The following is a 23,083-nucleotide window of genomic DNA, read 5'->3' as shown; positions in this document are numbered from 1 at the left end:
CACGCGCTCGTGAGAGCGCGACACCGCCCCACCCTCGCCCGCCTTCGATCAACCGAAGTTTCAATCCACGCGCTCGTGAGAGCGCGACACGGCAACTCGCTTGGCCGGCGGGCCAGGAACCGTTTCAATCCACGCGCTCGTGAGAGCGCGACCGCCGATGCCTGGGCCAGGCAGATGGGCACACAATGTCTCAATCCACGCGCTCGTGAGAGCGCGACTTGTCCAGGCACTGGACGGCCGTGTAACGAGCGTGGTTTCAATCCACGCGCTCGTGAGAGCGCGACGGTCCTCGAACGCCATCGTCGTGCCGACGAAGCGGTTTCAATCCACGCGCTCGTGAGAGCGCGACCTGGGCGCAACCGCGAGTGCTGAGGTGGCGGGAAATTGTTTCAATCCACGCGCTCGTGAGAGCGCGACCTGGTCGGCAAGTCGGCCAGGCTGCCGGATACGAAGTTTCAATCCACGCGCTCGTGAGAGCGCGACCCCTCTGTGATGTCAGATGCCGCTGCATCGTCGTAGTTTCAATCCACGCGCTCGTGAGAGCGCGACCGGTGGATGCAAGCTACGTCCTGGCCGTTGCAGGTTTCAATCCACGCGCTCGTGAGAGCGCGACCTGGCCGCCGTTCGAGACCGGTCAGAAGATCACGTTTCAATCCACGCGCTCGTGAGAGCGCGACGGCGCTGGTGGGCGAGCTGGGCGAGGGATTCGGGGAGTTTCAATCCACGCGCTCGTGAGAGCGCGACCGCGCAAGGTCGATCATGCCCCGGTAGCCGACGATGTTTCAATCCACGCGCTCGTGAGAGCGCGACACGACATCCTGGGGCCGATCACCTACCCGTGGAAGTTTCAATCCACGCGCTCGTGAGAGCGCGACGCAGGCTGGCGTGCGGTTCTACGACCTGGACGCGTTTCAATCCACGCGCTCGTGAGAGCGCGACGCGGATGCCGCTGGCCATCGACCCAGATCGGCGAGTTTCAATCCACGCGCTCGTGAGAGCGCGACGCGTGCGCCAGGCCTTGCGCAGCCTGGCCAAGGAGTTTCAATCCACGCGCTCGTGAGAGCGCGACGCTCTGCGCACCGGCGATGCCGGCATGACAGTCGAGTTTCAATCCACGCGCTCGTGAGAGCGCGACTTTCGCTGCGTGTAGTCGTGCTTCGGCTGCTTGTCGGTTTCAATCCACGCGCTCGTGAGAGCGCGACGTCGCCGTCCACGTCAAAGGTGACCGAGAGCGTCGTGTTTCAATCCACGCGCTCGTGAGAGCGCGACTGGCCTGCTGGGTCGCAGCCGCCGTGCTGAATGCGTTTCAATCCACGCGCTCGTGAGAGCGCGACCGACGATGCCGGCAAGCGTTGGACCAGCTTCGGCGTTTCAATCCACGCGCTCGTGAGAGCGCGACCGCGGATGTCGTACTGGCCGACGGCTGGAAAGGTGTTTCAATCCACGCGCTCGTGAGAGCGCGACGCGATACACGTGGGCAAGCTCAAGCGCGGCATTGCGTTTCAATCCACGCGCTCGTGAGAGCGCGACCAGACCGACGGCGGCGCAGACGGCCGCATGATGAAGTTTCAATCCACGCGCTCGTGAGAGCGCGACCACGCACAATCTGCGCGGGGAATCGGGCATAGTATGTTTCAATCCACGCGCTCGTGAGAGCGCGACGGGCGGCGAAGAACCGGCGCGTGCCGCCGCGGCAGTTTCAATCCACGCGCTCGTGAGAGCGCGACGCCACATCCCCATCCGCCGCCCAGCGGCATAGCACAGTTTCAATCCACGCGCTCGTGAGAGCGCGACCCGCGCCCTTGGCCGTCAGCCGGGCCGCATGCGGGTTTCAATCCACGCGCTCGTGAGAGCGCGACGCTTCATCGCGGGGCCCCTTAGAAGGACTTGAACAGGTTTCAATCCACGCGCTCGTGAGAGCGCGACCGCCTGGTCATGCGGCACAGAGAACATGGCCAGGCCGTTTCAATCCACGCGCTCGTGAGAGCGCGACAGTCAGGCAGCGTGGCCTGCCGCGCCCACGGAGTGTTTCAATCCACGCGCTCGTGAGAGCGCGACCATGGCCGCTACATCCCCAGCCTGTTGCCGTATGAGTTTCAATCCACGCGCTCGTGAGAGCGCGACTTGACGTCACGGCCAGTGGCGCGGCACCAGGCGATGTTTCAATCCACGCGCTCGTGAGAGCGCGACCGCGGCCGATCTCGCCGGGCCGGCCACCGGCGGTGTTTCAATCCACGCGCTCGTGAGAGCGCGACGTGATCTTCTCAATCGCTAGCACGCTGGAGCTGGTGTTTCAATCCACGCGCTCGTGAGAGCGCGACTCCCTCAGCATAAATGCTTGGCTGGACAGGGGAAAAGACTCAACAATGCGAACCGAGTTGACGGATGCGCATCTCGATCGGTTGCAGGGGCCACCACAGGGGTCCCATCCATGCGGATCAATGACTTAGCTGCGCGCGAACCGGCCCGGTTGTTTCCGGTTGCTTGGGGTTCGCATCAGAAGATAAGTGGACCCTTGAAGTTCACGCTGGGCTTGGCGCCGATGTGTTCAACGCGGCCCTCCCACTTCGCGCCCAGCTGATAAAAGCGCAGGCTGTCGCACTCAGGGTCGATCAGGTCACACAGTCGCTGCCTCAGCTGGACCCACTGCGCAGGTTCGACCTCGATCTCAAAGACCGAATACTGTACCCGCTGACCCACGTCGCGGCAGGCCTTGGCGACCCGGCGCAGTCGCTTTTCTCCGCCGGGGGCGATTGTGCTCACGTCATAGCTGACCAAGACCATCATCGCGCATGGCTCCGCGTCATTGCCACAGGAACGGCGGATAACCGTCCAAGTCTCCACGCAGGTGGCGTGCAAGCAGTTGAGCCTGCACAAAGGGCAGCAGTCCAATGTCTACCTTCTCGCCCAGGAACGCGTGTTGCAGCTGTTCGCGCTTGCGCTCCTGGTAGGCCACCAGCACGTTCTTGCGGGCCTCGTCCTTTAGTTGCACTGCGCCATTGTCGAAGACCTGAAAGTCGCGTTCATTCAGTTGTCGGCGGTTGATCAGGGACAACGCCAGGCGTTCGCCCAGCAGTGGCCTCAATTCTTCGGCCAGGTCAAGCGCCAAGCTGGGGCGTCCTGGTCGGTCGCGGTGCAGGAAGCCTACTGCAGGGTCCAGGCCAACGGTCTCCAATGCGGAGCGGCAGTCGTGCGTCAGCAAGGTGTAGAGGAAGGAGAGCAGGGCGTTCAAGGCGTCGCGCGGAGGGCGGCGGTTGCGGCCACCGAAGCGCAGCAGCGGCGATTCAGCGCGCACGAGCTGATCGAACACGCCGAAGTAGGCCTGCGCCGCTTCGCCTTCCAGCCCTCGCAGGATATCCACGTCGTTCTCCAGAAGAAGACGCTGCGGGATGCGTCGCAGCCGCTTGAGCGCGTGCTGAAAAGCGGGTGCGTCAGCCAGCCGGTCGCCGTGGTCGCGCCAGCCGCGCGCCAGCACGGCACGCTGGTTGTGGATCTTGCCGGCCAGCAGGTTACGAACGATGGCGGCGCAGCGGGAGGGGTCGTCGCTGCGCCGGTACTGCTCACGCCGAAGCAGTACGTTGCCCGATACTGGCCCCTCGACCCGTGCCAGGAAGCGGCCCTGTGGCGTCAGGTAGCAGATGCTGATGCCCTGTGCGCTGCAGAAGCCGAGCAACTGCGGAGATACCGCCACGCGGCCGATGCAGACCAGGCTCTCCAGCATGTGCACGGGTAGGCGCGCGCGCTCTTGGCGCTCAACTTCCAGCACGATGTTGGCGCCATCCTTGCGCAACCAGGCACCGTCAGTTGTGGCGTAAAGCGTGTTGAGCTGGCGGCGCATGGCTATTCTTCCTCGTGTTCGAGCTGGCGCTGGAGCCAGGCTTGGACGCTGCGGCGGCCGAGCAGCCGCGGCTGGCACAGGTCGAGCAGCGAGCAGGGGTCGCAGCGTTTTGCCTCGTAGCGGGCCGAGGGCGTTTTCCCCAACGCCAGCATGGCACGCGTGCCGGTGATGGTGGCCCGCGTCAGTGCACGCAGTTCCTGGTCGAAAGTCACGTCCTTGCGGCGCCGGGTCTGGCCGTAGAACAGGGCGCCGGCGTAGACGTGGGTGTCCAGCATCGCTTCCAGACATAACCCTTGGGCACACAGCTGCACCTCATCGGCTCGATGTGACTTGGGGCGCCCGCGCTTGTACTCGACGGGAAAGACGCGTTCGCCGGACTCGGTGTGGTGGAACTCGACCACGTCAGCCTTGCCGGTGATGCCCAGTTGCAGGTTCAGCAGGGGCATCGCGGTCACGGTGCGCACGCCGCGCCGACGTTCGGCCTGCGGAACGTCGGCGCGCTCGTGCAATAGACGGCCTTCGGCCGTCTGCCGGTTCTCTTTCCACTGCTGCTCCAGATGGATCAGTGCACACTGGCGCGGACAGTAAAGATAATGCTGGAGGGCGGAGAGCGGGATCAGGTCTTCGTCGTCCATGGCATCCGCTCTGCGCCGCACTTCAGAACACTTCGATCAGGGTCACGCCCACCGGCAGTTCGCGATCAATGTGGACCCGGTAATCAGCGAAACCGCGTGCCGGCGTTTCGGACTGGCCTTCCACACGCGTCACCTTGACCTTGTCGAACAGCGCGTGCGCCGGCGCGTTGCCCATCGGATGCTCATGCTCAAACGCGACCAGCTTGCGCGCAGCCATCTCGCCGCGTGCCGCCGACCGGTCGTGTTCGAACAGATTGGTCAGTGCGCGCCACAACAGCTGCAGATCGTCCTCGGAGAAACCGGTGCGTTCGGCCAGCTTGGCCGAGACGAAGCCGTGAGCGCGGTAAAGGCCGTAAGGGATGATGTGCTTGCGGCCCATCGTGCGATTGTCACCACTCTGGGCTTCGGATTCCTTCTCGGTGGTGACAGCCACACGTGTGATCGAAACTTCCAGAGGCAATACCGGTTCCACCGATGTTGCAAAGGCGAGCTGCACCGGGCCGCGCACCTGGCCGGCATTGACACCGGTGGTCATTACTGCGCCGAAGGTCCGGACGTCAAAAAAGTTTCCACACATCCATGCGGTCAGTTCGCGTGCTTTGGCTTCGTCCTTGGGCAGCTTCTTGAAGCCATCCTTGACATCGGGCGCAATTCCGAGTGCTTCCCAGGATTTCTGATGCTGCTGGTTGAGGATTGCCTTTTCCTGCATGTAGATCGCATAGCCGGCTTCATTTTCCTTTTCCAGCGCGACGTAATTGCGGATCTTTCGCTTGAGCGCCACGTCGGTGACCAGGCCGCGGTTGGTCTCCGGGTCCAGGCGTGGCAGGTTGCCGGCGTCCGGGTCGCCATTGGGGTTGCCATTGGTGACATCGAACAAGTAGACGAACTCATAGCGGTGGGCGATGGCACTCATGCGGTTTCTCCTTCGGAGTCGGTAAGGGGGGCGTCCTGGTTGCCGCTGCGGGCGAAACGCGCCTGGGTCTGGTGGTAATAGCCGATGGCGAAGCGGCCTTGCGCTTCGATCAGCAGGCTACGTGGAAGGCTCGGTGGCAAGGAATCGACGATCTGACCGATTTCCTTTTCAAGGCTCATCGCGAGCCCGGCCTTGTCCTTGCGCAATTTTCCAAAGTGGTTCTGCGCGTTGCGCAGCAGCACCGGGAAGATGCTTGCAGGCGTAGCCGAGGCAGCGCCGTAGTAACGGTCGCGGATGGTCGCGTTGACCTGCGCGCCCAGTGCGGCGCGCTGCAGGTTTTCAAGCGACGAGAACAGCCGCCCCAGCAGGTAGCCGGGGTCGGTATTGCTGGTATCAAGACTCACGGGTGGTTCCCCCTTGTTGGTTGACGTTCCATGGTGCATGCCCAGCCGCGCCTCGCGCGCCAGGACGGCCTTGCACAGTGCCACGCGCAGTGGACTGATCTGCCCGTCGGCGCGGAAGCGCATCACGATCGCGCCAAGGATGCTGCGCGGGTAGCGCATGCCGGTGAGGATGGCGCGCGTCAGTTCGCCGGCCAGAAGCGGCGGCACGTCCTCGGCCTTGGGCCTGCCGTTCTCTCCATAGACCGGTGCGGTCTGCAGGGCCAGATACTGCGGCGTTGGCGGGCGCCTCCAGGCCGATGGTTCCAGCGCGAGGTCTCGGTAGTGGTCGGCCAGGCGGTTGGCGAAGCTTGACAGCGATGTCGTTTCCCAGAATCGGATCGATAGCCGCGAGGCATTCGGCGCCAGGCCAAGCACGAAAATGCGCGTGTCCTCGTCCAGGCGGCTGTCCAGTTCGCGCAAGGGCCGCAACTGCCGTAGCTGTTCCAGCGCCTGGGCCAATCGCCGGGTTGCCTGGGCATCGTCCAGCCCTTCGCTGTCGGGTTGCTGTGTACCGAAGAAGGTGGCAACGAAATCCTCGGCAGCCTGGGCGCCTGCACCCTGTGCCCAGAACACCACGGTGGTGTCCCCCAGCTGCAGGCGCTGATGATTGTCCTCGGTGCGCCGCAGGAGATGGTTGAGCGCGGTGGTATAGGCGAAAGCAGCCTGTTCGGACACCGGTGCGTTCTCGCCCTGGCTCTTGCCGTAGGACGTGAACGCATCCAGGTTGAACGAAACGATGGAGGCACCGGAGCTCTGCGCGCCATTGACGCCTTTGATGGCTGGGTGCAGGCGGGCCATTGGCGCCTGTTGGCCAGTGACGAGACACATGCCGCGCACGCCGTCCGCGCCCAGTGCCTGCTGCCTGTTCCATGCATCGCGCGCGGCTTGTCGCTGGTGCAGGAACTGCTGCGTGCCGTCATCGAAGCGAAAGACGAGGTTGGCATCGAGCAAGGCCTCGCCATGGCGAGAGAAGAGAGGATTGTCTGCGAACTGGGCCGGCGTCCAGTCATCGAGGAACGCCAGCAGCGCCTTCAGCCCAGGGTCCTCACTGCCGGCCAGTGCCTGCCGGTGCAGGGTTTTGAAGGCGGCGTGGTCCTGCTGGGTCCGTGCCGTGTTTTTCCCGATCCCAAGCACATAGCTGGTTTTGTCCCAGAGGAAGTTCGACTTGACCGCGACTGTGCGTTTTTCAGGCTGAGGCACGCCAAGTAGGCGCGGCGCCGGCTTCTTGCCGCTGCTGTCACGCAGGTCCTGCACATCGACCACGCGGCCGTCCGCGTCCAGCACGATGGCGTAGCCGATCTTCTCTTGGCTGTAGCCTGGTGCGGCGATGCCGGACTCGCGGTCGTCCGACAGGCGCCGGTAGTATTCGTCGAGCGCGGACAGGATCATCCGTGCACTCCTTCGTCGCCTGGCGGCGGCACCTGGATCAGACCATCGACCATGCGCGCCCGGAAAAAACGCGGGGTCATGCCGTCGGCGAAGTCGATGTCGTGCAACATCCAGCCCAGGTCGCGCTCGCCCTGCAGCGAGGCATCCGCGATGGGGAGGTCGTAGCCGTTCTCGACCAGGGCGAAGCTGGCGGGAAATTCGCGCGTACCCAGGCACGGTGCCTGGAAGCATTGCCCGCGCCGGGCCCTCCGGTTGAAGATGTCCAGGTGCTTGCCGACGCTGTCCTCCGGCCCGGCCCGAGCGGTCAGCTCGAAATGCGCGGCGATCACATAGCCCACGTCGCGCAGCAGGGTCGCCGCCCGTTGCTGGCGGTCCTCCTCGACGTAGTTGACCAGTCCGTCTGTCCGTCCAGCCCTGATCGCCCTGCCAACGCTGGCGGCGGACAACTTGCCTCCGACCTCGTTGCGCCGGATCGATTCGAATCGCACGGGCCTGAGCACCTGGATGCCGTCCACCACCCAGCGGATGGCCGGCTTCCAATGGATCGCCTCCAGGATGCCGCGCGCAGCCGACGGCGTAATGACGTCATAGGAGACGCGCTCGACCTTCATCTCGGGCCTGGTGAACAGCGCGCGTTCGCCCCAGACGTGCAGCTTCACCCCGTAACTCATCTCTTGTCCCCCTGTTTCATCGAAATCTTCACCCGCCACAGTCGCAGGGATTGCGACAGGTGGGCATGTCGTATTTTTGGGTTGTCTCACACAATCCCATCGGAAAATCCGCTGATGCCTCGCAGACCTGCCACGAGCATGGCCGCGGCCGAGGTCTCATCTCCGCATCCGGTGCGGAAAGAAAAAAGAGGAGCGAATCATCCGACGAGCCCTTCCGCCGCCAAGAACTGGGGATTGTCGTCCCAATGCAGTCCGAATTTCGGGTGGTACAGGCGCGGGTTGACCAGCCGGACGAACTGCTCGCCATAGCGCTCCGGAGCCACCGGCTGGATCGCACCGGCATTCCACAGCGCGTCGTAGCCTTGCCGGGGCACCTGTACCAGGAATGGCTGCAGCTTGCGGGCCGCGCCCGGAGCGTATTCGAGATCGCGCAGCACGCTGGCCACGAAGGGGTCTTCCGCGCCGGTCTGCGGGTCGTAGGGCACGATCACTGGTCGCATGTTGGCTTCGATCATCCGGAACCGGGCTGCCAAGGTTTCCAGCGGCAGATCGTCGACGATGGCGCCATCGAACAACTGCAGCAGCATCTCGCCAAGCTGGCCGTCCCTGCGCCAGTACAGCTCGCGAAAGTAGTCGGTCACGGCTTCAAGCGACAACAGGTCGGCACGGTGCCGGCGTTCGATCATACGAAACGCCTCTGCGAACAACTTCAGCTCCTTCGGTGGCGCCCAATCCGGGCTTTCGAACACCAGGACCTGGCTGTCCTCCACCGCCCACTCCATGTTGCGATTGCAGCGGCCGGCAGCCTGGGCGATCGAGTCCAGGCCGGCCTCGGCGCGCAACACGGCCGGGAACGAAACGTCCACTCCCGCTTCGATCAGGCTGGTCGACACCAGCCGGCATGGTTGGCCTGCCTTCAACCGGGTCCGCAGGTCCTGCAGTACCTGGCTGCGGTGGCGCGCGTACATCAGCGTGGTCAGATGGCATGCACCTGGAAGGTCGGCGATGGCATCGAACAATGCGCGCGCGTGGCGGCGATTGTTGACGATGCAGAGGATCTGCTCCCGGCTGCGCAGGTGGCCGGCTAACGCGGCGTCGTCCAGCGGGCCGGCGTGCTGCACGCTTACCCGCTTGAGCTGCCGGTACAGCCCTGGTGGATCCGGCGCCAGTTCGCGCACGCCTTCCAGGCCGTCCTTGAAGCCATCGGCCTTGCCCAGCGCCGGCTGGGTCGCGGTGCAGAGCATCATGCTGACACGGTAGTTGAGCGCCAGTTCGTCCAGTGCCTGCATGCACGGGCGAAGCAGATGCAACGGCAAGGTCTGTGCCTCGTCCAGGATCACCACGCTTGCAGCGATGTTGTGCAGCTTGCGGCAGCGTGCGGGACGGTCGGCGAACAGGCTTTCGAAGAACTGCACGGCGGTGGTGACGATGATCGGCGCGTCCCAGTTCTCCATCGCCAGATGGCGTTTTTCCTTCGATTGCAGCTCCGACTTCGGATCGTCGAAGAAAGCGCTGTGGTGCTCCAGTACGGCATCCTCGCCCAGTTCACCAAACACGCTGCGGAACACGGCGGCGGTCTGCTCGATGATGCTTGTGAACGGCACCACGTAGATCACCCGGCGCAGGCCGTGGGCGATGGCGTGGTCCAAGGCGAAGGCGAGCGAGGCCAGGGTCTTGCCGCCGCCGGTGGGCACGGTCAGCGAGAATAGCCCGGGCTTGTGCGTGGCCTGGGCGCGGACGTGTTTCAGGATATCCGCCCGTAGCGGATTGATGCCGCCCTGTCGGGGCAGGCTGACCAGATGGGCATCCAGCTTTGCGCGCAGGACGTCCAGGGACGGGCCGGTGCGCTCTGGGCGGGGATCGCGGCCCTCGATGCGCCGGTAGAAGTTGTCGGTATCGACGAAGTCGGCATCCACCAGGCAGGAGAAGACCATACGCGCCAGCAGCGAGAACTGGAATGCCGGCCTGGTCGACACCGAACTGAACCGGGTGGGCAGCGCCAGCCGTTGCGGCAGCTCGAGCTCGTGTTCCCACTCCGGCAGCAACGGCGGCAATTCGCGGAGCAGGTAGTCCTCGGACAGCCGTTCGCGCAGACAGGACCGAGCTTCGCCAAGGGTGCCGTTGGCCAGGCCGGCATGATGGCCCGCGATGGCGTAGGCCATCAGTGTGCCCAGCCCCTTGTAGCGCTGCTGCGCGATTCGGGCACCCCAAGTGGCATGGTCCACGCGTGGGACCTCGCCTCTCAGCCGATCCTGGAATCGCCGGGTGTACTTGCCCAGATCATGCAGTGCACCCGCGATCCAGCCCAGTTCCTGTCCGCCGAATGGCGCAGCATTGGTCGAGGCCCGCTCCGCAACGCCCAACAAATGCGCCCGCAACCCCTGCCAATCCGAGCAGTCTTTCCGGTCGGTCGAATGCGCGTAGAACTCCATTTCCTTCCCCCTGTGGCGGGACCAACCCTGCTGTCCCGATGATGTGCAAGCTTATCTAGCCCGATCTCATGGAGTGAGAAGAGGTGACCACAGGACCCAGGTTGGGCATGCTGGCAGGCCGCCTGGACCCGTGAGCTCCCGCATGTCCGATCCCGAACCCCGCATCCAGCTTGAGCCGTCGTGGAAGGCGCGGGTGGGCGATTGGCTGCTGCGGCCGGAGATGCAGCAGCTGTCGGCGTTCCTGCGCCAGCGCAAGGCGGCCGGCGTGCACGTGTTTCCGCCGGGGCCGCAGATCTTCGCGGCCTTCGAGGCCACGCCCTTCGACAAGGTCAAGGTGGTGATCCTGGGCCAGGACCCCTACCACGGCGCCGGCCAGGCGCACGGGCTGTGCTTCTCGGTGCCGCCGGGCGTGCCGGTGCCGCCATCGCTGCAGAACATCTACAAGGAACTGGCCAGCGACGTCGGGGTTGCGCCACCCGACCACGGCTGCCTGGGCCCGTGGGCGCGGCGTGGCGTGCTGCTGCTCAACGCGGTGCTGACGGTCGAGGAAGGCCGCCCCGGCGCACACCGGGGCAAGGGCTGGGAGGGCTTCACCGACCAGGTGATCCAGGCCCTGGCGGCCGAGCGCGAACACCTGGTGTTCCTGTTGTGGGGCAGCTATGCGCAGGCCAAGGGCAGGGTCATCGACCCCGCCCGGCACCGGCTGCTCAAGGCGCCGCATCCCTCGCCGCTGTCGGCGCATCGCGGGTTCCTGGGCTGCCGGCATTTCTCCCAGGCCAACCAGTACCTGGAACGCCACGGGCTGGGCGCGGTGGACTGGACGCTGCCGCGGCGCGCGCAGCTGGAAGCCTGACCGCCGGTCAGGGCTCCTTCTGGGGGGTGGTCGTCTTGGTGGCCGTGCCTGACTTGCTGGACGAGGACTTCTTGCTGCTGGTGGACTTCTTCCTGGTGCTGCTGGTCGCCGGCTTCTTGCGCGCTTCCGGCGGCGATACCGGCGGGGCCGGGAGCGGCTCGGCCGAGACGGTCTTGACCTCGGCCTGCAGGGCTTCCAGCTGCGGGATCATCTTCTGCTGGATGGCCACCATCAGGGTCTGCATCATCACCGGGGTCCGGTCGAGCAGGTGCTGGCCGGCCCTGGACTCGTAGAACCTGGTCATCGCCTTGACGTCGTCGTCGTCGAAGGTCTTGCGATACACGTCCAGGTACACCGGGCGCATCGATTCCCAGGCCAGCGCCTGGCGCACGATGTTGGAGGTCTTCAGCTGGATCTGCTGGATCTCGGCCTGCTGTTCGGGGCTGAGGGTCTTGCCCTGGGTCAGCTGGGCGAACTGCTCGCGCTGCATGGCTTCCACCTGCGGCTGGATGCCCGCCAGCATGCTCTGCGCGCGCGAGGCGGTGAGCAGGCGCTCGATCTCCTCGTCGGTGGGTTCGCGGGCCAGCGCGGGCGGGGCGATCGCAGCCATCAGGGACATCAGCAGCAGGACAGGTGCGAATCGGGGATATGGCATGCGCAGCTCGAGCGTGAAGCGAGGCAGGCGATGGTGCCGAGGTGGCGCGTGCGCCGTGTAAAAATTTCACTAAATGGTCGCAGTGGTCAGCCGTGGGTAGCCACGCCGATCCCCTACAATGCCGGCCCATGGCCGCCGGCTCCCTGCAGATCACGCCTCACTTGACGATCCCCGACGACGAGCTGGTCGAGCGTTTCGTGCGCGCCAGCGGCGCGGGCGGACAGAACGTCAACAAGGTCGCCACCGCGGTGGAGCTGCGCTTCGACGTGGCCGGCTCGCCCTCGCTGCCCGAGCTGCTGCGCAGCCGCCTGCTGGCCCGGCGCGACCGCAGGCTCACCGATGAAGGCGTGCTGGTGATCGAGGCCCAGCGCTTCCGCACCCAGGACCGCAACCGCCAGGATGCACGCGAGCGGCTGGCGCAGATCATCGCCCAGGGCCTGTCGGTGCCCAAGCCGCGGGTCGCCACCCGGCCCACGCGGGCCTCCAGGCTGCGCCGGCTCGATGCCAAGAAGACCCGCAGCCAGGTCAAGCGCAACCGGAACACCCGTGACTGGGACTGAGCCCACGCCACGGCCGCCCGGCCAGATCCCGGTTGCCCCGCCCAACATGCCCCGGGTGAAGCCCAACCGCTTCACCCGCTGGTGCGGGCGCAGCCTGCTGCGCCTGTGCGGCTGGCGCATCGCCGGCGAGCTGCCCGACGTGCCCAAGCTGGTGATGATCGTGGCGCCGCACTCGTCCAACTGGGACGGGCTGTGGGGCATGGCGGTCAAGATCGCCTGCGGCTTCGAGGTCAAGGTGCTGGGCAAGGCCCAGCTGTTCTGGTGGCCGCTGGGACCGCTGCTGCGCCGGCTGGGCGCGATCCCGGTGGACCGCGCCAACGCCGGTGGCGTGGTGCGCCAGGCGGTGGACGCCATTCGCGCCGCCCCGCGCATCTGGTTCGTGGTCACCCCGGAAGGAACGCGCAAGCGCGTGGAGAAGTGGAAGAGCGGCTTCTACAAGATCGCCGTCAGCGCCCAGGTGCCGATCCTGCTGGCCTACTTCCACTACCCGGAGAAAGTCGTCGGGCTGGGGCCGTTGTTCCATCCCACCGGCGATGCCGAGGCCGACATGGCCGCGATCCGCGCCTGGTATGCCCCGTGGATGGGCAAACACCGCGGCAGCACCTGATCGGTTGCGCGGCGCGCGTTGCGCGTCTTCATGGCAGGCGCGCCCTCCGCTGCTGTGCACGAACAGGGCGCAAGCCTTGTTCCGCGCCTTGCCGCCTGGCGCACGCGCACGTAGATTTCCGGGTGCAGGCCGTGCAGCTCGTCAGCGCATGCCCGCACCATGGCCGCGGCGAAGGCCAGCAAGCCACCGCTGCCGGTGCAGCCCCCGGCCGGCCAAAGCCCGACAGGCTGCTAGGAGTTCCCCGCCGGGCCACGGGTCTTCACCAGCGCGACCCCGTCGGCCACCGAGATGTCGTCCGGCGAACCGAGCCAGGCACGGATCTGGATGTCGTCCACTTCCCGCTCAAGCTCCAGCTGCATCTCGATGCGGCCGGTCGGATCGGGCAGCGCCCAATGCTGGGCCAGCACCTTGCCCTGGCCATCCATCGCCTCGACCCAGAATGCGTGGCTGGGGCGATGGCGGGTGTTGAGGGTGACCTGGTAGCGCCCTGGCGCGGTCTGGCGCAGGGCCGATCCGACCATCACCGGCTGGCGCGGCTCCAGGCGCGTGCCGGCCAGGCGCTGCAATGGCGCGTCCACGCGCACGCCGTGGGCCAGCTCGCTGCTGCGGTACAGGCGCGCGTCGCGTGCGTTGTTGACCAGCAGCGCGCACCAGCCACTGTCGGGCGAATCGTTGTCGAACGCCGTGCAGCGGTCCACGTAGGCCAGGGTGTTTTCCGGGCTGGCCCTGCGGAACTGGCGCGGGGTGTCTTCCAGGGTGATGTTCTTCAGGTTCCACTGCGCGTCGTAGTCCAGCAGGACCGGCGGGCGCACTTCCTGCACGCCGACCACGATGCGCTCGTCGTGGATCCTGAGCGCGCGGGTTTGATGGCCGGTCCATAGCCCACGGGCGTAGGCCAGGTAGCGCGGATAGTCCGCGCCGTCCTGGCGCGCGTAGGCGGCGCTGGCGCTGGGGGCATTGTCGGGGTCCAGCAGCGAGCGGCCGAAGCCGATCGCCTTCAGCTTCGGATCCAGCAGTGACAGCAGGGTGGCGCCCGAATCCAACGTGCTGCCGCCCCTGGCCTGCACCTGGCGTGGTGCGATGTCCTTGCCCAGCATCAGCAGCAGGTTCTCGCGCGGCATCCGCTCGAGCGCGTCGGTCAGCTCGTTGGGCATGGCCAGGTGGTCGGAAGACACCACGATCACGGTGTCCTCGCCCCAGCGGCTGCTGCGGATCTTCTCCACCAGTTCGGAGATCAACCGGTCCGAACAGTGCAGCGCGCTCAGCAGCGCCACGTGCTTGAAGCCGCCGCCCTGGTAGTGCGTGTCCTTGCACGCCACCGGCAGGTGGCCGGCCGGATGATGGGTGTCCATGGTCAGCGCGCTGAGCATGAACGGCTGGCCGTTGCGGGCCAGCGCCTGGAACCGGTGCCACACCTGGTCCAGCATCACATCGTCATGCACGCCCCAGGCGGAGAAATGTTCCGGACCGATGTCCTGCTGCCGGAACCAGGCCAGGTCGCGCACGTCGTCGTAGCCATGGCTGGCCAGGAAGCTGGCCTTGCCCGCGAACGCGCCGTCGGCGCCGCCGATGAAATCGTTGCGATAGCCTTGGCTGCGCAGGTAGTCGCCCAGGCACTGCGCCTCGGGCAGGAAGCTGGCCATGCGGCCGAAGCTGTTTTCATCGCTGGGCGCGGCGGTCAGCGGCACGCCGCATTGCGAGGAGACCATGCCGGCGATGGTCCAGCCACCGCCGGCGGCCGAGGTGATGCCGCGGAAATCCAGGCCTTGGCCGGCCAGTTTGCGCAGGTGCGGCAGCAGGCCGGGAAAGGTCTTCTGATCGAAATAGGTGCGCTCCAGGCTTTCGCCGTAGAGCCACACGATGTTCCTGCGGTGCGGCAGCGCATCGCGCGGCACGCGGTATTCGGCGGCCACCGCATTGCCGTCGGCCGGACGGGTCTGCCGGTACAGGCGCAGGCCATCGCCTCGAAGCGGGCTGGCCAGCACCGCCACCAGCGCCGCGGCCATGAAGCCGGCGAACACGGTCCGTCCCTGCGCCAGCCTGCGGAAACGCGTGATCCGGCCCAGCACCAGCACCAACAGCGAGAGCAGCAACAGCGCCGCATAGACGGCGATGTCGGCGGTGAAGTCGGACACGCCGGCGCCTCCCATGCCGGCCTTCAGGTGATACAGCGTGGCCGCGTTGAGGCCATCGCCACTGAGCCGGTCGATGAACCACCAGCTGCTCAGCAGCACCGCCAGCAAGCACAGCACGCCGGCCTTCAGCCACGCCCAGCGGCCCGACGCCAGCAACAGGCCCACCATCATCAACATCGCGGCCGTCAACACGAACGGGTGCATGCAGCCCGGCTTCCATGGTCTTGGGGAGGCCGAGCGTAGCGACGAACGGTTCCGACCTACAACTTTTCCATGAACAAGTGATGACAAAACGCGATGGATCGCAGTGCCTGGTCGCTGTGACCGAAAGCCGCGTGCAACCGGGTGTTTGCCAAGGCGATGGTCTGTTTCCTGTTCTTTTCCACCCTGGCGCTGATCGTGGACATGGTGGTGGCGCACGTGGTCCAGCCAGCGGCGGGAATGAACGTCAAGGTGGCCGACCTGGACCGGAGCAAGGTCGATGAGCACGTCACCGCGACCCACCAGATGACCGTCACCGGCTTGCTGATGGACATCATCCCCAAGACCCTGGTCAGCCCGTCGGCTACCTCAAGGCCGAGCTGCTGCTGGTGCTGGGCACCTCCTCCTCCGCGTCGGCACTGCCTTCGCTGATGGAAAAAATGGAACGGGCCGGTTGCAGGAAGTCGGTGGTCGGCCTGGTGGTGCCGACCGGCTGCTCGTTCAACCTGGATGGCACCAACATCTACATGACCCTGGCGGCGCTGTTCATCGCCCAGGCGACCAACACCGAGCTGACCCTGGGCCAGCAGATCACCCTGCTGCGGGTGGCCATGCTCAGCTCCAAGGGCGCCGCCGGCGTCACCGGTGCGGACTTCATTACCCTGGCGGCCACCCTGTCGGTGGTGCCGGAAGTGCCGGTGGCCGGCATGGCGCTGATCCTGGGCGTGGACCGCTTCATGTCCGAGTGCCGCTCGCTGACCAACTTCACCGGCAACGCGGCGGCCACCATCGTGGTCTCGCGCTGGGAGAACGCGCTGGACCGCGACCGGCTCAAGGCGGCGCCGGACGGCAAGCTGGAAAGCGACCCGGACCGGCTGCCGATCCGGGGCTGAGCCATGGCCGACCACAGCCGACAAGCCCTGGCGGGTCGGTCGTGGGAACCGATACCGCGTCCGTGGGAGCCGCTTCAGCGGCGATGGGCTCCACCGGGAAGGCTCCATCGCCGCTGAAGCGGCTCCCACATCGCCTTTGTCGGCCGCGCCGCCAAATGGGAGATGCACCCCCGCTGCCGGTTCGGTCAGCGACGCGGGGCTAGAATCGACCCTCGCCAGCTTTCCAGGACGCCTCGCCGCCGATGTCCAAAGAAGAACTCAAGCAAGCCGCCCTGGACTATCACAGCCAGCATCCGCCGGGAAAGATCAAGGTCACCGCGACCAAGCCGATGATCACCCAGCGCGACCTGGCCCTGGCGTATTCGCCGGGGGTGGCCTTTGCCTGCGAGGAAATCGCCGCCGATCCCAAGGCCGCCAGCAGGTACACCGCGCGCGGCAACCTGGTGGCGGTGATCACCAACGGCACCGCGGTGCTGGGCCTGGGCGAGATCGGCGCGCTGGCGGCCAAGCCGGTGATGGAAGGCAAGGGCGTGCTATTCCAGAAGTTCGCCGGCATCGATGTGTTCGACATCGAGATCGACGAGAGGGACCCGCACAGGCTGGTCGAGATCATCGCCTCGCTGGAACCGTCCTTCGGCGGGATCAACCTGGAGGACATCAAGGCGCCGGAGTGCTTCATCGTCGAGCGCGCGCTGCGCGAGAAAATGAACATCCCGGTGTTCCATGACGACCAGCACGGCACCGCGATCATCGTCGGGGCGGCGGTGCTCAACGCCATGATCGTCACCGGCAAGAAGATCGAGGAGGTCAGGCTGGCCACCACCGGCATGGGCGCGGCCGGCATTTCCTGCGTCAACATGCTGGTTTCGCTGGGCCTGAAACCGGAGAACATCCTGGCCCTGGACCGCGACGGGGTGATCCACACCGGGCGCAGCGACCTGGACCCGGAAAAGCAGCGCTACGCGCGCGACACCGACAAGCGCACCCTGGCGCAGATCGTCCAAGGCGCGGACATCTTCCTGGGCCTGTCGGCGCCGGGCATCCTGACCCAGGACATGGTCCGCACGATGGCCGCCCGGCCGATCATCTTCGCCCTGGCCAATCCGAACCCGGAAATCCTGCCCGAGGATGCCAGGGCCGCGCGCCCGGACGCGATCATCGGCACCGGCCGTTCGGACTACCCGAACCAGATCAACAACGTGCTGTGCTTTCCGTACCTGTTCCGCGGCGCGCTGGACTGCGGTGCCACCGGCATCAACGAGGCGATGAAGGTCGCCTGCGTCAAGGCCATCGCCGGCCTGGCCCGGCGCGAGGCCTCCGACCTGGGCACGGCCTATGGCGGCGAAACCCCCAGCTTCGGCCCGGATTACCTGATCCCGCGCCCGCTCGATCCGCGCCTGCTGGTGGAGCTGTCCTCGGCCGTGGCCCAGGCGGCGATGGACTCGGGCATCGCCGAGCGCCCGATCGCCGACATGGGCGCCTACCGCGAGCGGCTGAGCCAGTTCGTCTATCGCACCGGCCTGATGATGAAGCCGGTCTACGACCGGGCGCGCAGCAAGCGCAAGCGCGTGGCCTATGCCGAAGGCGAGGAGGAAGTGGTGCTGCGCGCGGTGCAGACGGTGGTCGATGAAGGCCTGGCCTTTCCGATCCTGATCGGTCGCCCGGACATCATCGCCCAGCGCATCGCCCGGATGGGCCTGCGCCTGACCGCCGGCAAGGATTACGAAGTCACCAACATCCACGACGATCCGCGCTTCAACGAGTACTGGCAGACCTATCACGCACTGACCGAACGCAAGGGGGTCACCGTGGCGGCGGCCAAGAACCTGATGCGCTCGCGCCCGACCCTGATCGGCGCGGTGATGGTGGCCCGTGGCGAAGCCGATGCCATGCTCGCTGGCATCGTCGGCCGCTTCCACAAGAAGCTCGGCTATGCGCGCAGCGTGATCCCGCTGGAAAAGGGCTTGACCTCGACCTCGGCCATGACCGGGGTGATCAACCAGCAGGGCGCGTTCTTCTTCGTCGACACCCACGTGCAGGACGATCCCACGGCCGAGCAGCTGGCCGAAGCCACGCTGCAGGCGGCCTATCGCCTGAAGCTGTTCGGCATCGAGCCGAACATCGCACTGCTGTCGCACTCCAACTTCGGCAGCCACGACTCCAGGGACGCGTTGAAGATGCGCGCGGTGCGCGAGCTGCTGCTCAAGCGCAAGCCGGACCTCAACGTCGACGGCGAGATGCAGGGCGACACTGCCTGGGACGAGGCGCTGCGCCGGCAGATCATGCCCAACAGCACCCTGAAGGGGCGCGCCAACCTGTTCGTGCTGCCCAACCTGGAAGCGGCCAACATCGCCTACAACCTGGTGCGGGTGTTCACCGAGGGCGTGGCGATCGGCCCGATCCTGATGGGCATCTCCAAGCCGGTCCACATCCTCACCAGCAGCGCCACCCCGCGCCGGGTGCTGAACATGACCGCCATTGCCGCGGTCGACGCGCAGATCCGCGAGCAGCTGGCGGCGGAGAAGGGCGCCGGGTAGGGTGCGCTGCAGGATTGGCTGCCCTTTCCATATCCAGTTTGCAAAAAAATGACAATCGGACGTCCGCGCAGCAAACGGCTACGTTTTTGGGACAAGGTCATGGACCCGATCGCGCTCAGTCTCAACACGCGCCCGCGCGCACGACACCAGGTCCAATCGCCGCTCGAGGTCTACAACGCACAGCTACAATTTTCCGACACCTGTACCGGTATCACCACTAACTACTGTTGCGCCTCGACCTTGAAGCCGCCAAATGAATGCCGTTGACGAAAACATCAATCAACACAATGCAGGATGGTCGTTCGAGAACATCAGCGAGAGCTTTGATTCCCATATTCAGAAATCGATCCCCCTGTACGACAGCGGCCACCGGCTGATTTGTCACTACAGCGACTTCTTTCTGAAGCCGGACAGCACCGTTTACGATATCGGCTGTTCCACCGGCCAGATGCTGCTCAGGCTGGCGCAGCAACACCCGAAGAAAGAGGGGCTGAACCTGATCGGCATCGACACCGTGCAGGACATGGTTGAAAAGGCGGCAAGTCTTGCAAAGCATGATCCGCGGCTTTCCTTTGTCCATGCAAACGCGCTCGATATCGAACTGCAGCCTTGCGACATGGTGGTCGCCAATTACACCGTCCAGTTTATGCCACCAAGAGTCAGGCAGAAAATCATTGAAAATATATATCAGGCATTGAACTGGGGCGGCGCATTTTTCATGTTCGAGAAAGTGCGTGCTCCCGACGGCAGGTTCCAAGACTATGCCAATCAAGTCTACATTGAATTCAAGATCGATAACGGGTTCAGTGAAGCGGAAATCATCAACAAATCCCGGAGCATCAAGGGCGTCATGGAGCCCTTTTCGACCCAGGGCAACATCGACCTGCTCAAGCGGGCGGGATTTCAGGACATCATGACGATCCAGAAGTACGTGTGCTTCGAGGGCTTTCTGGCGATCAAGTAAACAGCCTTCAACCCCGACGCCCCTTCAGGGCCTGCGGGGGCAGGTCTGGATCACCCTCGCAGAGGAAATGGCGCATGACAAAGGAAATCGGAAAATTCCTGTTTCGCTATCGGAACATATTGGCGCCATTGCTGTTCATCCTGGCTGCCGTCATCGGCCGGCCTTCGTATCCGCTGGGCCGCGCTGACCTGAACATGGCGCTGGACATCATCGGCGTCCTCGTCGGCCTGAGCGGACAGGCGCTGCGTGTGGTCACGATCGGTTACGAGTACATCAAAAGGGGCGGCCAGGATCGCCAGGTCTACGCAGACAAGTTGATAGAAGGCGGCGTTTTTGCGCACTGTCGCAATCCGCTTTATGTCGGCAACATCCTGATGGCGGTGGGCCTGGCGCTGATCATGCACTCGCTTGCGTTCTATCTCATCTTCGTCCCGCTCATTATTTTTGCCTACGTCAGTATCGTGGCGGCAGAGGAGGATTTTTTGGGGGCGAAGTTCGGCCAGGAATACAATGCGTATTGTCGCCGTGTGAATCGATGGGTGCCGCGCTGGAAAGGCTGGAAACGCTCAACGGCAGCAATGACCTTCAACTGGCGGCGGGTCCTTCTCAAGGAATACAACACGTTTTTCGTGTTTATCGTCACCCTGGCCGCCGCGGAGATCTGGAGCCAGTACCGCGTCGCCGGGCCCAGCGCGTTGCCAAGCACCGGACTTGTCATCGCCGGATTGGCGCTGTGGCTCGCCCTGTATGTCCTGGTGCGTTCGCTGAAGAAAACCGGCTTGGTAAAGGTCTGAATATCCGATTTGCAGGAGTGATTTCAGAAGGAACGGATCGGTCGGACTGATCCACGATGCCTGCAATCCGGCGCCGACCTTCCTGGGCATGGGGCAAGGCGTTCAGGGTGCTGAACCAGAACAGCACGCGGTGATGGGGCAGGCCCGTCTGCGAGGCGGTCATCCTGGCCGCCCCTTCGAAGGCTCACTCCGGCTTCAGGTCTCGCCGAACCCGCGGCTGGATTGCGCGGCGGCGATCACCGGTTCGGGCGTGAATTCGGCCGAGCGGGTGCCAAGCAGCGCATCGCCGTGCGGCGGGGAGGCATCGCCGTAGTCGATTTCATAGTCAGTCATTGGCGCACGCGTCGGCTGGCGCTGTTTCCACAGCCTGTAGGCGATCACACCTGCCGCGCCCAGGGCCAACATTTGCAAAAGTTTCATCTGTATCTCCGCGGGTTGAGTCGGGGTTTCAGCATCGGCGTGGCGCGGTTAGGCAGGCGTGACCATGGCGGCACCCTGCGTTCAGGGCAGCGTGCCGACCCGCTCCAGCGCGGGCGAGGCCGCCATGTCGTTGGGGTTGGTGCCGGGCTGGTCCTGCGGCACGTCCATGCCCTTGTCGCGGTAGAAGGCAATCCAGTACGGCGAGATCTGGCCGGTCCGCGGATTCTGGAAGTTCATTGGCTGCAGCGCGAACACGTGATGCGCGCGGAAGGCGCGTTCGATGAAGTCCGAGCAGTAGTAGCTGTCCTCGGCCTGCACGTAGGTGAAGTTGTACGGCCGGCCGAGCATCGTGCGCGCCTGACGGATCGCAGTGGGGATGGCATCACGCGCTTGGCCCTTGAGGCGGTACAGCACCACCTGCCGGTGCCGGGCCCTGGCTTCATCCATGAACGCGGCAAGGGTCTGCCGGCGCGAACCTTCCTCGTCGGCATGCAGCACGATCGCCGTGCCCGGGTCGTGGGCGACCAGCGCCACGTGGTCGTAGCTGGCCTGGCCCTGCCTGCCGGTGGCATCGTCGATGGCGCCGCTCAGGCCGGCCTTGGCGGCGGTGACGAACAGCAGGTCGCCAGCGCGCGCCTGCAGCTCCGCCGCAGAGGCGGGCATGGCCGGAGCCAGCAGCAGACAGAGCAGGAGCAGGAACGTTCGCATGGGCAGGGTGCGGCGCCAGGAAGGACGCCTCATTATCGCCAGGCCCTGGCGCAGCCGGTGGGTGGCATCGGGCGGGAGCACGGCCACGGCCGAAGGACGCGCTGACCCGCGCCACGGGTCGATGGCCAGTTCGGCGAAAAGCGACCCCTCCCCGGCCCTCCCCTTTGCTGCGCAAAAGGGAGGGGGCGAAAAGCGGTCGCTTCGATGCTGCAGGGACAGGGCCTTGCCGAATCCCGGCAGCCTGCGCCAGGCCCAGCCTTGGATGATCCAGCTCCGCGCGCAGGGCGCCGGCGCGCTTGAGCGCTTCCAGGATCGCCACCGGCTCACCAGGCGCCGGCTCCACGGCCACTGCTCCGCCCCCCTCCCTTGCGCAGCAGGGGAGGGCTGGGGAGGGGTTGCTTGTGCTCTGGCTCTGCGCTGGAGGCACCTGCCAGGTGCAGGTGATGCAGTCGCAATCGTGCCTGTAACACTTCGGCTGGCTCTGCCGGCGGCATGTCTATCGGTGATGACGGCAAGGAGCATGTCCGTGGGCCCGATCGCGCCATTGACTTTTCATCGATGAGCATTGGCCAGGTGCTTGACCAGCAGGCGCTTGCGCGCGGTGATGCAAACCGCCTGTTTGCGGTCGGGCGCTACCAGGTCATCCCCAGCACGATGAATGCTGCGGTGATCAGCCTGGGCCTGGACCGCAATGCCGCATTCACCGATGCGGTGCAGGACCGGATCTTTTCGGACTACCTGATCACCCGCAAGCGGCCCTCCATCCGGAACTACATCACCGGTGCAGAAGGCGCGACGCTGCGGTCGGCGCAGTTGGCGCAGTTGGCGCTGTCGCAGGAGTGGGCCAGCATCGCCAACCCGAGCACGGGCAAGAGCTATTACGACGCCCCTGGCGGTGCCAACCATGCCTGGATTACCGCAGAGGAGACTGCAAACGCGTTGAACAAGATGCGCGATCAGTACCGCAAGGCGATCGCCGAGGGAAAGACACCCGATCAGGCCTGGGCACAGATCAACGCGCAGCCCGCGCAAACCGTCGCTCCAGACCCAGCCAGCGGCGACCCCATGGCCGATGGCATGCTGGTCCAGGGCGAGCAGGGTGAGGCGGTCAAGGCAATGCAGGAGAAGCTGGGCGCACTGGGATACCTCGGAGCCGATGGCAAGCCGCTGGTGGCTGACGGTGATTTCGGCAGGAACACGCGGGCGGCAGTGGAGCAATTCCAGCGTGACCGCGGATTGGAAGTGGACGGCAAGGCCGGCAAGCACACCCTGGAGGCATTGGGTGCGGCGCAGAAGGCCGCGGACCAGGCACCGCGGCGGCCGCGCGGTCGTCGCTCGTACGCACGCCGAGCCAGGCGCAGGAGACCTTGACGCTCGCCGATGTTGTCGGGCATCGGATCACCCCGGGCCACGGTCTGGCGGCGGAGAAGCCGCC

Annotated in this window: 18 protein-coding genes, 1 pseudogene and 1 CRISPR repeat array (1 of these 20 only partly in view); of the genes and pseudogenes, 8 read left to right on the top strand and 11 right to left on the bottom strand. The window is 65.4% G+C overall.

Annotated features, from left to right (window positions below; genetic code table 11):
• Positions 1-2,321: direct repeats of the CRISPR family, unit length 31 nt; unit sequence GTTTCAATCCACGCGCTCGTGAGAGCGCGAC; it reaches 1,059 nt to the left of the window's first position.
• A gap of 175 nt (positions 2,322-2,496) precedes the next feature.
• The 7 genes from cas2 to DSC_RS14055 all read right to left on the bottom strand — a co-directional run bounded on the left by cas2 (position 2,497) and on the right by DSC_RS14055 (position 10,321).
• Positions 2,497-2,787: a CRISPR-associated endonuclease Cas2 gene (gene cas2 / locus DSC_RS14085; protein WP_014161870.1), complete on the bottom strand. Its 291-nt coding sequence runs from the start codon at positions 2,785-2,787 to the stop codon at positions 2,497-2,499.
• A gap of 16 nt (positions 2,788-2,803) precedes the next feature.
• Positions 2,804-3,838, bottom strand: a complete 1,035-nt coding sequence (gene cas1c / locus DSC_RS14080; protein ID WP_014161869.1) for a type I-C CRISPR-associated endonuclease Cas1c — start codon at positions 3,836-3,838, stop codon at positions 2,804-2,806.
• A 2-nt stretch (positions 3,839-3,840) separates the two neighbouring features.
• Positions 3,841-4,473: a CRISPR-associated protein Cas4 gene (gene cas4, locus DSC_RS14075; RefSeq protein ID WP_014161868.1), complete on the bottom strand. Its 633-nt coding sequence runs from the start codon at positions 4,471-4,473 to the stop codon at positions 3,841-3,843.
• A 22-nt stretch (positions 4,474-4,495) separates the two neighbouring features.
• Entirely contained in the window at positions 4,496-5,386 is an 891-nt protein-coding gene (cas7c, locus tag DSC_RS14070; protein ID WP_014161867.1) for a type I-C CRISPR-associated protein Cas7/Csd2, read from the bottom strand.
• On the bottom strand, positions 5,383-7,218 hold the full coding sequence (gene cas8c / locus DSC_RS14065) for a type I-C CRISPR-associated protein Cas8c/Csd1 (RefSeq protein ID WP_014161866.1): 1,836 nt from the start codon (positions 7,216-7,218) through the stop codon (positions 5,383-5,385). Before cas8c ends, cas7c begins: the two co-directional genes overlap by 4 nt.
• On the bottom strand, positions 7,215-7,889 hold the full coding sequence (gene cas5c / locus DSC_RS14060) for a type I-C CRISPR-associated protein Cas5c (protein ID WP_014161865.1): 675 nt from the start codon (positions 7,887-7,889) through the stop codon (positions 7,215-7,217). Before cas5c ends, cas8c begins: the two co-directional genes overlap by 4 nt.
• Before the next feature lie 197 nt (positions 7,890-8,086).
• Entirely contained in the window at positions 8,087-10,321 is a 2,235-nt protein-coding gene (locus DSC_RS14055; protein ID WP_014161864.1) for a CRISPR-associated endonuclease Cas3'', read from the bottom strand.
• A gap of 142 nt (positions 10,322-10,463) precedes the next feature.
• On the opposite strand from DSC_RS14055, the gene ung reads away from it, so the two are divergent.
• Entirely contained in the window at positions 10,464-11,174 is a 711-nt protein-coding gene (ung, locus tag DSC_RS14050) for a uracil-DNA glycosylase (protein WP_014161863.1), read from the top strand.
• A 7-nt stretch (positions 11,175-11,181) separates the two neighbouring features.
• On the opposite strand, the gene DSC_RS14045 is transcribed toward ung, so the two are convergent.
• Complete coding sequence (locus DSC_RS14045) at positions 11,182-11,829, bottom strand: DUF2059 domain-containing protein (RefSeq protein ID WP_014161862.1); 648 nt, start codon at positions 11,827-11,829, stop codon at positions 11,182-11,184.
• A 128-nt stretch (positions 11,830-11,957) separates the two neighbouring features.
• Here DSC_RS14045 and arfB point away from each other — a divergent pair, with 128 nt between their 5' ends.
• Positions 11,958-12,389, top strand: coding sequence for an alternative ribosome rescue aminoacyl-tRNA hydrolase ArfB (gene arfB / locus DSC_RS14040; protein WP_014161861.1), 432 nt, complete (start codon positions 11,958-11,960; stop codon positions 12,387-12,389).
• Between the two features lie 46 nt (positions 12,390-12,435).
• Entirely contained in the window at positions 12,436-12,996 is a 561-nt protein-coding gene (locus DSC_RS14035; protein WP_043290734.1) for a lysophospholipid acyltransferase family protein, read from the top strand.
• 230 nt (positions 12,997-13,226) lie between these two features.
• Here the strand turns inward: DSC_RS14035 and DSC_RS14030 are convergent, their stop codons facing one another.
• Positions 13,227-15,335, bottom strand: a complete 2,109-nt coding sequence (locus DSC_RS14030; RefSeq protein ID WP_014161859.1) for a phosphoglycerol transferase I — start codon at positions 15,333-15,335, stop codon at positions 13,227-13,229.
• 138 nt (positions 15,336-15,473) lie between these two features.
• Between DSC_RS14030 and DSC_RS15800 the strand changes: the two are divergent.
• From DSC_RS15800 to DSC_RS14010, 4 genes and pseudogenes are all read left to right on the top strand, one after another.
• Positions 15,474-16,225, top strand: a pseudogene (locus DSC_RS15800) (cation:dicarboxylate symporter family transporter); the annotation flags it as partial.
• A 242-nt stretch (positions 16,226-16,467) separates the two neighbouring features.
• Positions 16,468-18,762, top strand: a complete 2,295-nt coding sequence (locus tag DSC_RS14020) for an NADP-dependent malic enzyme (RefSeq protein WP_014161856.1) — start codon at positions 16,468-16,470, stop codon at positions 18,760-18,762.
• Positions 18,763-19,015: 253 nt separating this feature from the next.
• Positions 19,016-19,726, top strand: coding sequence for a methyltransferase domain-containing protein (locus tag DSC_RS14015; RefSeq protein WP_014161855.1), 711 nt, complete (start codon positions 19,016-19,018; stop codon positions 19,724-19,726).
• Between the two features lie 74 nt (positions 19,727-19,800).
• Positions 19,801-20,520, top strand: coding sequence for a methyltransferase family protein (locus DSC_RS14010; protein WP_014161854.1), 720 nt, complete (start codon positions 19,801-19,803; stop codon positions 20,518-20,520).
• A gap of 195 nt (positions 20,521-20,715) precedes the next feature.
• Here the strand turns inward: DSC_RS14010 and DSC_RS14005 are convergent, their stop codons facing one another.
• Positions 20,716-20,940 carry a hypothetical protein gene (locus DSC_RS14005; protein ID WP_148268148.1) on the bottom strand — a complete coding sequence of 75 codons (225 nt, stop codon included), beginning with the start codon at positions 20,938-20,940 and terminating at the stop codon, positions 20,716-20,718.
• A gap of 81 nt (positions 20,941-21,021) precedes the next feature.
• Positions 21,022-21,648 (bottom strand): YiiX/YebB-like N1pC/P60 family cysteine hydrolase, encoded by a 627-nt coding sequence (locus tag DSC_RS14000; RefSeq protein ID WP_014161852.1) that lies wholly within the window; start codon positions 21,646-21,648, stop codon positions 21,022-21,024.
• Positions 21,649-22,206: 558 nt separating this feature from the next.
• Here DSC_RS14000 and DSC_RS15795 point away from each other — a divergent pair.
• Positions 22,207-23,019, top strand: a complete 813-nt coding sequence (locus DSC_RS15795; RefSeq protein ID WP_014161851.1) for a peptidoglycan-binding domain-containing protein — start codon at positions 22,207-22,209, stop codon at positions 23,017-23,019.
• Positions 23,020-23,083 lie beyond the last annotated feature (64 nt).

Source organism: Pseudoxanthomonas spadix BD-a59 (assembly GCF_000233915.3).
GTDB lineage: Bacteria > Pseudomonadota > Gammaproteobacteria > Xanthomonadales > Xanthomonadaceae > Pseudoxanthomonas_A > Pseudoxanthomonas_A spadix.
This window is presented reverse-complemented; position numbering and strand designations above follow the sequence as displayed.

Coding starts and splice junctions, on each gene's coding strand:
- DSC_RS14055 (WP_014161864.1), bottom strand. CDS start 10,321: ATGGAGTTCTACGCGCATTCGACCGACCGGAAAGACTGCTCGGATTGG.
- DSC_RS14015 (WP_014161855.1), top strand. CDS start 19,016: ATGAATGCCGTTGACGAAAACATCAATCAACACAATGCAGGATGGTCG.
- DSC_RS14045 (WP_014161862.1), bottom strand. CDS start 11,829: ATGCCATATCCCCGATTCGCACCTGTCCTGCTGCTGATGTCCCTGATG.
- cas5c (WP_014161865.1), bottom strand. CDS start 7,889: ATGAGTTACGGGGTGAAGCTGCACGTCTGGGGCGAACGCGCGCTGTTC.
- arfB (WP_014161861.1), top strand. CDS start 11,958: ATGGCCGCCGGCTCCCTGCAGATCACGCCTCACTTGACGATCCCCGAC.
- cas4 (WP_014161868.1), bottom strand. CDS start 4,473: ATGGACGACGAAGACCTGATCCCGCTCTCCGCCCTCCAGCATTATCTT.
- DSC_RS15795 (WP_014161851.1), top strand. CDS start 22,207: ATGAGCATTGGCCAGGTGCTTGACCAGCAGGCGCTTGCGCGCGGTGAT.
- DSC_RS14035 (WP_043290734.1), top strand. CDS start 12,436: ATGCCCCGGGTGAAGCCCAACCGCTTCACCCGCTGGTGCGGGCGCAGC.
- cas7c (WP_014161867.1), bottom strand. CDS start 5,386: ATGAGTGCCATCGCCCACCGCTATGAGTTCGTCTACTTGTTCGATGTC.
- cas8c (WP_014161866.1), bottom strand. CDS start 7,218: ATGATCCTGTCCGCGCTCGACGAATACTACCGGCGCCTGTCGGACGAC.
- cas1c (WP_014161869.1), bottom strand. CDS start 3,838: ATGCGCCGCCAGCTCAACACGCTTTACGCCACAACTGACGGTGCCTGG.
- ung (WP_014161863.1), top strand. CDS start 10,464: ATGTCCGATCCCGAACCCCGCATCCAGCTTGAGCCGTCGTGGAAGGCG.
- DSC_RS14005 (WP_148268148.1), bottom strand. CDS start 20,940: ATGAAACTTTTGCAAATGTTGGCCCTGGGCGCGGCAGGTGTGATCGCC.
- DSC_RS14000 (WP_014161852.1), bottom strand. CDS start 21,648: ATGCGAACGTTCCTGCTCCTGCTCTGTCTGCTGCTGGCTCCGGCCATG.
- DSC_RS14030 (WP_014161859.1), bottom strand. CDS start 15,335: ATGCACCCGTTCGTGTTGACGGCCGCGATGTTGATGATGGTGGGCCTG.
- DSC_RS14010 (WP_014161854.1), top strand. CDS start 19,801: ATGACAAAGGAAATCGGAAAATTCCTGTTTCGCTATCGGAACATATTG.
- DSC_RS14020 (WP_014161856.1), top strand. CDS start 16,468: ATGTCCAAAGAAGAACTCAAGCAAGCCGCCCTGGACTATCACAGCCAG.
- cas2 (WP_014161870.1), bottom strand. CDS start 2,787: ATGATGGTCTTGGTCAGCTATGACGTGAGCACAATCGCCCCCGGCGGA.